This window comes from Bacillus sp. 22483 (assembly GCF_052044605.1).
Taxonomy (GTDB): Bacteria; Bacillota; Bacilli; order Bacillales; family Bacillaceae; genus Bacillus; species Bacillus altitudinis.
The window spans coordinates 123,625-135,782 of sequence record NZ_JBQENU010000003.1; the positions used below are offsets into that span (position 1 = coordinate 123,625).

General features: G+C 40.1%; 12 protein-coding genes. All 12 read left to right on the top strand.

What is annotated here, in order from left to right; genetic code table 11:
* The first annotated feature begins 267 nt into the window (after positions 1-267).
* Positions 268-1,320, top strand: coding sequence for a helix-turn-helix domain-containing protein (locus ACTJJQ_RS06010; RefSeq protein ID WP_242730621.1), 1,053 nt, complete (start codon positions 268-270; stop codon positions 1,318-1,320).
* Positions 1,313-2,821, top strand: coding sequence for a RecQ family ATP-dependent DNA helicase (locus ACTJJQ_RS06015; protein ID WP_242730619.1), 1,509 nt, complete (start codon positions 1,313-1,315; stop codon positions 2,819-2,821). The genes ACTJJQ_RS06010 and ACTJJQ_RS06015 overlap by 8 nt, the downstream gene beginning before the upstream one ends.
* Entirely contained in the window at positions 2,818-3,459 is a 642-nt protein-coding gene (locus ACTJJQ_RS06020; protein WP_008344498.1) for a CPBP family intramembrane glutamic endopeptidase, read from the top strand. The genes ACTJJQ_RS06015 and ACTJJQ_RS06020 overlap by 4 nt, the downstream gene beginning before the upstream one ends.
* Positions 3,404-4,168: a LysM peptidoglycan-binding domain-containing protein gene (locus tag ACTJJQ_RS06025; RefSeq protein WP_019744027.1), complete on the top strand. Its 765-nt coding sequence runs from the start codon at positions 3,404-3,406 to the stop codon at positions 4,166-4,168. The genes ACTJJQ_RS06020 and ACTJJQ_RS06025 overlap by 56 nt, the downstream gene beginning before the upstream one ends.
* A 64-nt stretch (positions 4,169-4,232) precedes the next feature.
* Complete coding sequence (locus tag ACTJJQ_RS06030; protein ID WP_007500988.1) at positions 4,233-4,685, top strand: DUF2663 family protein; 453 nt, start codon at positions 4,233-4,235, stop codon at positions 4,683-4,685.
* Positions 4,686-4,772: 87 nt separating this feature from the next.
* The gene (locus ACTJJQ_RS06035) at positions 4,773-5,561 is read left to right on the top strand and encodes a metallophosphoesterase (RefSeq protein WP_061419508.1); all 789 of its coding nucleotides are present in this window, start codon (positions 4,773-4,775) and stop codon (positions 5,559-5,561) included.
* Positions 5,562-5,725: 164 nt separating this feature from the next.
* A complete protein-coding gene (locus ACTJJQ_RS06040; protein WP_007500984.1) occupies positions 5,726-6,304 on the top strand; it encodes a genetic competence negative regulator in 579 nt (192 codons plus the stop codon).
* Positions 6,305-6,500: 196 nt separating this feature from the next.
* Positions 6,501-7,775 carry a Glu/Leu/Phe/Val family dehydrogenase gene (locus ACTJJQ_RS06045; protein WP_007500982.1) on the top strand — a complete coding sequence of 425 codons (1,275 nt, stop codon included), beginning with the start codon at positions 6,501-6,503 and terminating at the stop codon, positions 7,773-7,775.
* Between the two features lie 124 nt (positions 7,776-7,899).
* Positions 7,900-8,871, top strand: coding sequence for a YpdA family putative bacillithiol disulfide reductase (locus ACTJJQ_RS06050; RefSeq protein WP_024718498.1), 972 nt, complete (start codon positions 7,900-7,902; stop codon positions 8,869-8,871).
* A gap of 155 nt (positions 8,872-9,026) precedes the next feature.
* Positions 9,027-9,683, top strand: coding sequence for a glutamic-type intramembrane protease PrsW (gene prsW / locus ACTJJQ_RS06055; RefSeq protein ID WP_008344507.1), 657 nt, complete (start codon positions 9,027-9,029; stop codon positions 9,681-9,683).
* A 132-nt stretch (positions 9,684-9,815) separates the two neighbouring features.
* Positions 9,816-10,736 carry a spore cortex-lytic enzyme gene (sleB, locus tag ACTJJQ_RS06060; RefSeq protein WP_144679408.1) on the top strand — a complete coding sequence of 307 codons (921 nt, stop codon included), beginning with the start codon at positions 9,816-9,818 and terminating at the stop codon, positions 10,734-10,736.
* A gap of 16 nt (positions 10,737-10,752) precedes the next feature.
* A complete protein-coding gene (ypeB, locus tag ACTJJQ_RS06065) occupies positions 10,753-12,102 on the top strand; it encodes a germination protein YpeB (RefSeq protein WP_035702899.1) in 1,350 nt (449 codons plus the stop codon).
* Positions 12,103-12,158: the final 56 nt, after the last annotated feature.

A 12,158-nucleotide genomic window follows, 5' to 3' on the forward strand; every position in this document is an offset into this window, starting at 1 on the left:
TTAAAAAAATACCTCCCAGATTGTTCGATGGAACAAATGGTTTAACCTTTTTAGTTTCACCGATAAAAAACCAATTTCCTCAAACCTTATTGTAATGATTTTAAATTCACATTTCAACTGTAAAGTGATTGAGAATGCTTATCACATAAGGGTTTGTTCATAACTTTCCCCCATTAATTGAGTTTAAACATTTCTTCTTCAATGAAATCTGTTAAAATAAAGGGAGAAAATATTCGAATTTTGTCAGGAAGACAGGTGCTTTGGTCAATGACGATTCATTACTTGGATGTCATGTTGATGGACAGCGTACATAAATTGAACGGCGAACGCTCCATTAGTGCTGTCTACCATCTTTTTAAAGGGAAAAAATCATCACAAACGATACAGGATGCAAGTTTGTTTCAGCTCTCTAGCTACTTCGGCTGCTACCCAGCTTTTACGAGGGATCAGCTGAACCGCTCTGTAAAAAGGCTGTTAGAGCAACACTTTATCAGAAATACAGAGGATACATTCATTGCCACAGATGAAGGAATAAGTATGCTAAGTCAGCGTTTTGCTGAAAAACCAATGCCAGTTTATTTTGATGGTGCCAAGTATCATGATAAAGCAAAGGTGTTATGGATGAGGCTGTCTTTACTTGTGCAGGTCCTTTCACATCATGCAGCGGGGTCACAACACTATGTGCCGATTCAAAGAGATATATCGGTTCAAAACTGGACGAAATCCTTTTTCTCGCAATATCATCAGAAGAAAAAGCTTTCTGAAGATATCCATCATGAGCTTGAAACACTTCTTGCTCATTTAACTGATCAAGAGGCACTGCTTTTTGTTTATTCATTGACTTCCAATGAAAGAATCGGACGGACGTACCAGCAAATGGCGGAATGGATGAAAGAAGATGTATGGTATGTTTACTTGCTTTTTTGGAATGTGCTCCATTATTTTATTCAATGTGCGCAAAAAGGTGAGGCACCGATCATCCAGCGAATGATAGATGATCTTCAATTCAAACGTGTGCTGACCACCTCTACCCATAAAACGCTTGAGCTTGTACAAAAAGGGTTCAGTATTGATCAAATTGCTCATATTCGTTCATTAAAAAAAGCGACAATTGAAGATCATATTGTGGAGCTCTCGATACATGAGCCGAGCTTCTCGATCGAACCATATGTCAGCAGTGAAGCTCAAAAGGCGATACATGAGGTAGCCGGTCAGCTCCAAACCAACAAGATGAAGCTGATCAAAGAAAGTCTCGAGCATTCATTTACTTATTTTCAAATACGATTGGCATTGACAAGGATGGTGAAAGCAAGTGGATAAGCTTCATCAGACGCTGATGCGACACTTTGGTTATGATGCCTTCAAAACAGGTCAGGAGGATATTATTCGAAGTGTACTTCAACAAAAAGATACGGTTGCCATGCTTCCTACTGGTGGCGGGAAGTCACTTTGTTATCAAATTCCGGGCTATTTGACAGACGGGTTAGTGCTGATCATTTCACCTCTTTTATCACTCATGGAAGATCAAGTGGAACGCATGAAAATGCGCGGTGAAAAGCGAGTAGCTGCGCTTAACAGTACACTGTCTTTTCAAGAAAGAAGACATATTATTCGGCATTTGCCATCATATAAATTTTTATTTGTCGCACCTGAGGCGCTTATGTCAGAGGTATTGTTAGAGCAGCTCAAAGCGATGCATGTTGGTCTATTCGTTGTAGATGAAGCTCACTGTATATCGGAATGGGGACATGATTTCCGCCCGGAATACTCCAAGCTTGGAGAATGGAGAGAAGCGCTCGGCAATCCTGTCGCCTTAGCACTAACGGCAACTGCGACGAAACAAACCTTAAAAGATACTGTGCAAACGTTGCGGCTAGAGCATCCAGATGTTCATATTCATTCAGTCAACCGGCCGAATATTGCACTATTAAAAGAGGCGCATGAAACGAAAGAAGCAAAAGAGAAACGAGCACTTGAGCTTGTGGAAACCCTTCAAGGGCCTGGGCTGATTTATTGTCCGACCCGGCAAATGACAGAAGATATTTCACGTTTGGTGAAACAAAAAACGCATCAACGTGTAGAGTTTTATCATGGCGGAATGGAGTCAGGGGACCGCATGCTGATCCAGCAGCAATTTATCAGTGGTCAAATTGATCTCATTTGCTGTACAAGTGCTTTTGGAATGGGAATTGATAAAGCAAATATACGCTTTGTGATTCATATGAGTCCGCCTCAGTCAATTGAAGCATTTATGCAGGAAATTGGAAGAGCTGGACGGGACGGGAAAAATAGTGTGAGCGTTCTTTTATATACAGAAGAGGATGCGGATATTCAAAGTCATTTGATTCAAGCAGAAGGTTTTGATGATCCAGAAATTGATTTTTTCTTAGCCAGAGTATCACAAATGCCGATAAATGATGAAAAGAAATTACGTGAACAATTGATGGAAGCAGGGCTTCAGGAGACGCGTGCGCGAATGCTCTCGCATTATTACATGATGTACCAAACTGAACAGCCCCGTTTGCTCATGAAGAAGCTGAAAGAAAAGCTGCAGGATAGACAAACAGAGAAGCTAAAAAAAGTGTGGCAGTTTAAAGAGCATATCACTGGTCATCCCTGCTTTAGGCAATCTCTGTTATCATACTTTGATGAGCAGCTTGATCTAACGGAGGACGCTTCATTTGGGAACTGCTGCTCTTCATGCGGACTTGACCTATCAGATTACGAAAAAAAAGATCAACCATTGGAGCTGAATGAAATGAAACACTGGAAGACCGAGCTGGATCGTCTGTTTCACCTGACAAAAGAGGCGCAGCATTGATTGAACAACATCGCCGTATTATTGAAAAATTAACCGATCGACAAGTAGTAGAACAGTTGTATTTCACACAGCTGCTCATGCTGATTGTCTCTTTTTTACTAGGGATGTTTATGTTTGATCATTGGACTGATTTTACAGCCCTATGGCAGATCCGAGATATGCGTATCCTGACTTATGGAATTGGCGGCGCTTTGCTTGTGATTATTGTCGACGCTATTGTCATGAAGGTGTTTCCGGCTCATATGTATGATGATGGCGGATTAAATGAAAAAATGTTCAAAAACCGCAGCATCCCGCATATTGTTTGGTTAACGCTGCTCATTGCCTTTTCAGAAGAAATTTTATTTCGCGGGATCGTTCAGCAGCAATTTGGACTGGAGATTGCAAGCATTGTGTTTGCACTTCTTCACTTTCGCTACTTGTCAAAAATACTCTTGTTTATCCTTGTGGTTTCTATTAGTATTTTTTTAGGACTTTTATACGAGTGGACAGGGAATTTATTCGTTCCTGTCATGACACACTTTGTCATTGACTTAGTCTTTGCATGTCAAATTCGTTTTAAATATTGGGGGAGGGATGAACATGGAAGAAATGTCGAGAATGAAGAGAAAAAAGCAGCAGCTGACAAACATCCATGATGATGATGTAGAGGAAAATCTTGAAGAAGAAAAAGTGCATCCTTCAGATGACTCTCACTTTCCTACACGAGAAGATTTTCATGAATATAAAAAGCAGCGAACCAAAAAGGTGCGTAATCCATTGTTTACGACACTGGCTATTATCTTTCCTATTATTGTCGTCACGGTTTTCTTCCTGTTGATTTATTACACATCAAAGGAAATTAACGATAATAACAATCAAGGTGTATATATTGATAAAACATCGAGTGCTGACACAGATCCAGTCCCGTCAGCACTTGTTGAAACAAAAAATGATTCAAGCGCTGACAAAGCGGATGCATCTGATGACGAGAAGAAAAAGAAAGATGCTGATAAAGAAAAGCAGCGTTCAAAAGAAAAAGCAGAGCAAAAGAAAAAAGAACAAGCCGCTAAAGAGAAGGCTGAGCGTGAAAAGGCCGAAGCTGCAAAAAAGCGTGAGCAGCAGCAGCTCGCTCTTCAAAAACAGCAAGAAGAGAAAAAGCGAAAAGAAGCAGAAGAGAAGAAGAAGCAGGAAGAAAAGCCTGTTCGTGTCGTGCAGCATACTGTTGGACCAGAGGAAAACTTGTATCGAATTTCCATGAAGTATTATCAAAACCGATCAGGGGAAGAGAAAATTCGAGCTTACAACCATTTAAAAGGAAATAGCGTGTACAGCGGACAAGTATTGAATATCCCATTAGAAAATTAATATTTGACATGAATGAATCGAAAAGCACATACATATGTAGAAAAAAGGGACAAGGGTGTATGTGATGACATTGCACGCAATCAGCCGCTATATGGATCAGCCGACACAGAAAATGATTGAAACATTGATCAAAAGGAAACGTAAATACGAGGGATTTGCAAAACAATGCAAAAGATGGCAATGGACAGCCCTTTTATCACTTGCGATTCTTCTGTTTTATTTTGTGATAACAGCTAATAGCGGGGGCTCCCTGCAGCCGGAAGCGATGATTGCCACATTGCTTGGCCATGAGGTGTTTCTGTTTTGGATCATGGCTGAAGTGTTTGCTTTTTACGCATCGTATTATTATAAGAAAAAAGAAGAAAAGGCTGAGGATGAATATCATAAGCTCAGATGTGAAATTATACAGAAAAGCACAGATTTATGGCCTCAATCAAATCAGTGGAAAGAGCGCGAGGCCGTTTTTCACTTCATGCAGACGCAATATGACATCAACCTCTATTATGAAAGTAAATAAATGAGCAAAAGACGTTTAAACAGTTGAAACGTCTTTTTTCATTCAAGCGTCCTATAAAAGAAAGCTGATACAAGGGAGTCATTCATAATGAAATATGCCATCGGATTTACTGCTGCCATAGCGGCTGTGACAACAGGTGTGTGTGTAACAGCGAAAATGGTGAAAACGGCAAAACAAAACAACATCAAAAAGCATTACTTTACAATAGAAGGACTTCAGTCAGATCGACCTGCAGTCATTTTCTTTATTTCTGATACCCATCGCCGTCTAATTAGTGATACTTTATTAGCGGAAGTAGAAGAGCAGCAGCCTGATGTCATTATGATCGGCGGGGACTTAGCTGAAAAGGGAGTCCCTTATGCTAGAGTCGAAGAAAATGTGAAACGTTTAGCAAGGATTGCCCCGGTGTACTTTGTGTGGGGGAATAACGACCATGAGCTGCATCAGCAAAAACTCAAAGACCTCCTCCATACCTATCAGGTGACGACATTGCAAAATGAGACGGCTGTGTGGGATTTTGAAGGACAGCCCATTAAAATAGGCGGAATCGATGATATCCGGCTTGAAAAAGCAGATTATGAAGCGATACGGCCGGAGTTTGTCAAAGAAGACGTGAATATCCTTTTATCACACAACCCAGATGTGCATCACTTGATGAGTGAAGAAGAGGGAATTGATCTCGTTTTGAGCGGTCATACCCATGGGGGTCAAATTCGCATTGGGAAATTTGGTCCGTATGAAAAAGGAAGAACAGGCCAAGTCAAAGGTGCTTTCTTTCTAATTAGTAATGGTTACGGAACAACAAAGATTCCGATGCGTCTTGGAGCAGAACCAGAAACCCATCTGATCTATTTAATGCCGCTAAAAACGCGCTAAGTTGATGCCCCATCAATATTTTCCATAAAAGTCACCGTAAGCATAGCTTCATGCTTGTCTTCCGTCTTGACACAGTGTAAACTGAATACAAAATTAAGAACCTATGACTCATCATCTCATATACTACAGTATGATGTGTGTTAGAAGAGGCAGGAGGGAACGTTATGCGGCTAGAGCGTCTGAATTATAATAAAATCAAAATTTTTCTCACACTAGATGATCTGACAGACCGAGGTCTTACGAAAGAAGACCTTTGGAAAGATTCGTTCAAAGTTCATCAGCTGTTTAAAGACATGATGAACGAAGCGAATCAGGAGCTCGGTTTTGAAGCGAATGGACCGATTGCTGTTGAAGTATTTTCTCTTCAGGCGCAGGGGATGGTCGTCATTGTGACAAAGAGTCAGCAGGAAGATGCTGATGATGAGTTTGATGAAGATTACATTGAGATGCAAGTCAAGCTCGACGAGAGCAAGCATGTGCTCTATCAATTTGCCTCGTTTGAAGATGTGATTCAACTGTCCCATAGTTTAAGTCGTATTGGACTTTTAGGGGGTACAGTTTACCATTATGAAGGTCAATATTTTCTCAGCCTAGATGATTTCGAAGAACTGTCTGCAGATACGGTCATTTCTATTTTAGCGGAGTTCGGTTCACCGACGACATTAACCATTCACCGGTTAAAAGAATACGGAAAAGTGATCATGCAGGAAGATGCAGTGAAAACGATTCAACTGTATTTTTAATCACTTTTTTCTATTATATTTAATACTGTTGTGATGAAACAACAGTATTTTTTTATATCCATTTTTATATTTATAAACGCTGATATTTTATTTTGATAAAAAACGCTTTTTACCTTTGCTTTACCAGTACGAAGGTGTATACTATTGCTTGAAAGGGAGCAGTAGATCATGAAAGATTTCTAGGGGGTTTATTTTAATGGCAGCCGATCAAAACGCCGCTCATAACGCAGAAGATAAGCTAGATGTTTTAAAGTCAACTCAAACCGTCATACATAAAGCGCTTGATAAATTGGGCTATCCGCAAGAAGTGTATGAATTGCTGAAGGAGCCAATTCGCCTATTAACGGTCAAAATTCCAGTACGTATGGATGATGGATCGGTGAAAATTTTCACTGGTTATCGTGCGCAGCATAATGATGCTGTCGGTCCAACAAAAGGCGGAATTCGATTCCACCCGAACGTTACTGAAAAAGAAGTAAAAGCGCTTTCAATTTGGATGAGTTTAAAATGTGGTATTGTGGATCTTCCTTATGGCGGAGGAAAAGGCGGTATTATCTGTGATCCAAGAGAAATGTCATTTAGGGAGCTTGAAAAACTAAGTCGCGGATATGTACGCGCAATTAGTCAAATCGTTGGACCAACAAAAGATGTTCCAGCACCAGATGTGTTTACAAACTCTCAAATCATGGCATGGATGATGGATGAGTATTCTAGAATTGATGAATTTAACTCGCCAGGATTTATTACAGGAAAACCAATTGTTCTTGGAGGCTCACATGGACGTGATACTGCAACGGCAAAAGGTGTAACGATCTGTATCAAAGAAGCGGCGAAGAAAAAAGGAATTGACATCAATGGGGCTCGTGTTGTCGTTCAGGGATTCGGAAATGCAGGAAGTTACTTGGCTAAATTTATGTATGATGCCGGAGCGAAAATCGTAGGAATTTCAGATGCTTACGGCGGTTTGTATGATGAAGATGGTCTCGATATTGACTACTTGCTTGACCGACGTGACAGCTTTGGAACCGTCACTAAATTATTTAATGATACAATTACAAACCAAGAGCTGCTTGAGCTAGATTGTGATATCTTAGTACCTGCAGCCATTGAAAATCAAATTACAGAAGATAATGCGGCGAACATTAAAGCCAAAATTGTCGTAGAAGCAGCAAATGGACCAACGACATTGGAAGGGACAAAAATTCTTTCAGATCGTGGTGTACTGCTTGTTCCAGACGTACTTGCAAGTGCGGGTGGAGTGACTGTTTCTTACTTTGAATGGGTTCAGAATAACCAAGGGTTCTACTGGACAGAAGAAGAAGTAGAAACTCGTTTAGAAGATATGATGGTGAAATCATTTAATAATATTTATGAAATGGCGCAAAACCGCCGTATTGATATGCGACTAGCAGCATATATGGTCGGTGTACGTAAAATGGCTGAAGCTTCTCGATTCAGAGGCTGGATTTAAGCGACTTATTTGCATCGCGCCTTAAAATCTCCTATCCTTAAATAGGAGATTTTTTTATGGAATCATGCAAAGAATCAAACAGTCCAGCAATTGTTATTGCAGTGAAACGACAGGAGTGGAACAAATGAAACAAGAAAAAGCGATCATAATAGGAGGCGGCCCGTGCGGTCTATCAGCTGCCATTGCATTCAAGCAAATTGGGATTGATGCACTTGTGATTGAAAAGGGCAATGTGGTCAACAGTATTTATCATTACCCTACACACCAAACCTTCTTCAGTACAAGTGAAAAGCTTGAAATCGGTGACGTCGCTTTTATCACTGAAAATCGGAAACCCGTTCGTATTCAGGCGCTTTCCTATTACCGAGAGGTGGTCAGACGAAAAAGCCTTCGTGTGAATGCTTTTGAAAAGGTAAACGCTGTGACGAAAAAAGATGGCCGTTTTACGGTAAATACATCAAAAGACGACTATACATGTGACTATGTTGTGATTGCGACTGGCTACTATGATCATCCTAACTATATGAATGTAAAAGGGGAAGACCTTCCTCATGTGTATCATTATTTTAAAGAAGGACACCCCTACTTTGATAAAGATGTGACGGTGATCGGCGGGAAGAACTCTAGTGTTGATGCTGCCCTGGAACTTGTGAAATGCGGAAGCAGGGTGACGGTTTTATATAGAGGAACTGAATATTCATCCAGCATCAAACCTTGGATTTTACCAGAGTTTGAAGCGCTTGTTCGAAATGGCACCATTCGAATGGAGTTCGGTGCAGAGGTGAAGGAAATCACAGAACAGGATATTGTCTTTACAAACCAGCAGGGTCAAACGGATCGAGTGAAAAGTGATTATGTGTTTGCGATGACAGGTTATCATCCTGATCATTCATTTTTAGAAAAAATGGGTGTAACAATCGATCCAGAATCAGGCCGCCCAGCATTTGATGAACAAACAATGGAAACAAATGTAGAAGGTATTTTCATTGCAGGGGTCATTGCAGCTGGTAACAACGCCAACGAAATTTTCATTGAAAATGGAAGATTTCATGGTGGGTTAATTGCAGAAGAAATCAACAAAAGAATCAACGGGTAAAAAAAGAACTGGGTCCTTCTAAGGGATTCAGTTCTTTTTTATGTAAATTGGGATTATATAGAAGATTATTTTTGGGAAAATGGGCTCCAGTCATATAAAAAAGGGGTGATTCGTGGTACGATAATAAAGGATAATGTAGGGAAAGAGGTCTGATTATGATCGCAATCATTTCAGCAGGTTTAGCTCCCGGCATCGCACTTTTAAGTTATTTTTATTTGAAAGATCAATACGACAATGAGCCGGTTCATATGGTCATCAGATCTTTTATGCTAGGTGTCATACTTGTGTTTCCAACCATGTTTATTCAGTATGTCCTCCAAGAGGAAAATATAGCCACGAATCCTATCGTGATTTCATTTGTGACATCAGGTTTTTTAGAAGAATCATTAAAGTGGTTTATTTTAATGGTCAGTGTCTATGCGCACGTACAGTTTGATGAACACTATGACGGGATTGTCTATGGAACAAGTGTCTCGCTTGGATTTGCGACACTTGAAAATATTCTGTACTTAGTGGGTCATGGGGTGGAGTACGCGTTTACACGTGCCTTGCTACCTGTATCAAGCCATGCTTTATTTGGTGTGGTGATGGGGTTTTATATAGGTAAAGCTCGCTTTTCTGATAAAAAAGAGCAGCGAAAATGGCTGATTCTCTCTTTAATACTTCCTATCCTTTTTCATGGCTTATATGATTTCATTCTTCTTGGCATGAAAAATTGGGGATATATTATGTTACCGTTCATGATTTTTTTATGGTGGTTTGGTCTGCGGAAAGCCAAAAAAGCCCGTGCGGTGAAGATGGTACAAATTTAAATTGGAAAACGTCCTATACGTCTGTAGGGCGTTTTTTGTCTTTTCCATCCAATTCCCTCCTGTGATGAATGTATAAAAATAGGGATCGGAAGAAACATATATTCAAACATCAAAAGTACAGGAGGATCAAATATGGACAAAGCTCGTTTCATGAAACAAATCGTCCTTATCTTCTCAATTGTTCTGCTCGCGTCTTCATTGATGACAGCTGAAAAAAGTGAAGCTTTCACGAATCAAGTGATTCAGCGGGGAGCTACAGGAGAAGATGTCGTCGAGCTCCAGGCAAGGCTCCAATACAATGGTTTTTACAATGGAAAAATAGACGGGGTGTATGGCTGGGGAACTTACTGGGCCGTGCGCAATTTTCAAAGCCAGTTTGGTGTAAAGAAAGTCGATGGACTCGTAGGGGAAAAAACAAAAAACCTATTAGTTCAAAAGACGAAATACTATAAAGAGTTTGTGCAGCAGCAGCTGCAAAAAGGGAATCAGTTTACGCATTATGGCGGGAAACCTCTTGATCAGCAAACAAAGGCTCCTGCGCAAAGAAACACGCAAAAAAAGACAGCACAAGGTGCAAAAGAGAATCAAAAAAGTCAAAGCGGAGGAAACAGCTCGACTGGGAAGTCTGGAAAGCAGTCAGGAAATGGTCAAGCAAATCAAACGCCGAAACAAACAGCAGCCAACATGCCAGGTGGTTTTTCAAGCAATGACATTCAGCTTCTTTCACAAGCTGTTTATAGTGAAGCGAGAGGTGAACCTTATGAAGGACAGGTAGCGATCGCAGCCGTCATCTTAAACCGTTTAAACAACCCGACCTTTCCAAACACGATTGCTGGTGTCATTTTTGAACCGCTTGCGTTTACTGCTGTAGCAGATGGACAATTTTATATGGCGCCAAATGAAACCGCTAAAAAGGCAGTATTTGATGCCATTAATGGCTGGGACCCATCTGAAAGCGCCGTTTATTACTTTAATCCTGATACAGCAACAAGCCCATGGATTTGGGGAAGACCACAAATTAAACGAATCGGGAAACATATTTTCTGTGAATAAAAAGAGGTGTAAATAAATGATCAGAGGAATATTGATTGCTATTTTAGGAATTGCTGTCATCTCAACAGGATACTGGGGCTATAAAGAGCATCAAGAAAAAGATGCAGTACTGCTTCATGCAGAGAACAACTATCAAAGAGCCTTCCATGATTTAACGTATCAAGTCGATCAGCTGCACGATAAACTTGGCGCAACACTTGCGATGAATAGCCAAACATCTATATCTCCAGCACTGGCAGATGTATGGAGAATGTCATCAGAAGCGCATAACAATGTCAGTCAGCTTCCGCTCACATTGATGCCTTTTAACAAAACAGAAGAGTTTCTAGCGAATGTCGGTGACTTTAGCTACAAATCGTCACTTAAATCTTTATCAGATGAACCATTAAACAAAGATACACACAAAACCATTACCACTTTATATGATCAAGCGGCAGATATTCAAAACGAACTTAGACAAGTGCAGCATCTCGTACTCAACAAAAATTTAAAATGGATGGATGTTGAAATGGCACTGGCTGATGGAGATCGAAAAAACGACAACACCATCATTGACGGATTAAAAACCGTTGAGAGAAATGCTGATGCGTTTGCAGATGTTGATCTTGGCCCTACAAATGTGTCAACTGAATCAGAAACGCAAGGCTACAATCACTTAAAAGGGCAAAAGATTTCAAAAAAAGAAGCGATCCGTATCGCCCAGCAATTTGCACCTGACCATAACAAAGATTTTAAGGTGAGAAAAAGTGGGAGTAAAACGAACCGTGATGTCTACAGCCTGTCAATGTCTGACCCAGACAACCGGGCAAACTTTTATTTAGACTTGACTGAAAAAGGCGGCCATCCTGTCTATCTTCTTCAGAACCGTGAAGTGAACAAACAAAAAATCAGTTTAAATGATGCCTCAGAAAAAGCACTAAGTTTCTTAAAGAAGCATGGATTCGATACCGAATCATTTCATTTAGATGAGAGTGCGCAATTTGATAATATCGGCGTATTTACCTATGTACCTTTACAGAATAACGTATTGCTTTATCCAGATAGTATTCGAATGAAAGTCGCTTTAGATGATGGTGAGGTTGTGGGATTCTCAGCGAAAGACTATTTAATGAATCACAGAAAACGTGACATAAAAGCACCAAAGATTTCTCGAAAAGAAGCTGAAAAGACCTTAAATAAACATGTGAAGATCGAGGATACACATGTAGCTCTTGTTCAAAATGATATGTCAGAGGAAGTTCTCTGCTATGAGTTTTTAGGAACCATTAAAAACGACACGTACCGAATGTTCATTAATGCAGATACTGGAAAAGAAGAAAGAGTAGATAAACTAAAAAATGCAGAACCTATATATAAAGACCTATAGAAAAGGAAGCGAGGAAAAGGCGAATAAGCCTTTTCCTTTTGTTTTATACATGGTTT

Excerpts from the sequence above, each read along its gene's own strand:
- ACTJJQ_RS06010 (WP_242730621.1), top strand. The coding sequence starts at position 268 with ATGACGATTCATTACTTGGATGTCATGTTGATGGACAGCGTACATAAA.
- ACTJJQ_RS06025 (WP_019744027.1), top strand. The coding sequence starts at position 3,404 with ATGGAAGAAATGTCGAGAATGAAGAGAAAAAAGCAGCAGCTGACAAAC.
- ACTJJQ_RS06030 (WP_007500988.1), top strand. The coding sequence starts at position 4,233 with ATGACATTGCACGCAATCAGCCGCTATATGGATCAGCCGACACAGAAA.
- ACTJJQ_RS06035 (WP_061419508.1), top strand. The coding sequence starts at position 4,773 with ATGAAATATGCCATCGGATTTACTGCTGCCATAGCGGCTGTGACAACA.
- ACTJJQ_RS06040 (WP_007500984.1), top strand. The coding sequence starts at position 5,726 with ATGCGGCTAGAGCGTCTGAATTATAATAAAATCAAAATTTTTCTCACA.
- ACTJJQ_RS06045 (WP_007500982.1), top strand. The coding sequence starts at position 6,501 with ATGGCAGCCGATCAAAACGCCGCTCATAACGCAGAAGATAAGCTAGAT.
- ACTJJQ_RS06050 (WP_024718498.1), top strand. The coding sequence starts at position 7,900 with ATGAAACAAGAAAAAGCGATCATAATAGGAGGCGGCCCGTGCGGTCTA.
- prsW (WP_008344507.1), top strand. The coding sequence starts at position 9,027 with ATGATCGCAATCATTTCAGCAGGTTTAGCTCCCGGCATCGCACTTTTA.
- sleB (WP_144679408.1), top strand. The coding sequence starts at position 9,816 with ATGGACAAAGCTCGTTTCATGAAACAAATCGTCCTTATCTTCTCAATT.
- ypeB (WP_035702899.1), top strand. The coding sequence starts at position 10,753 with ATGATCAGAGGAATATTGATTGCTATTTTAGGAATTGCTGTCATCTCA.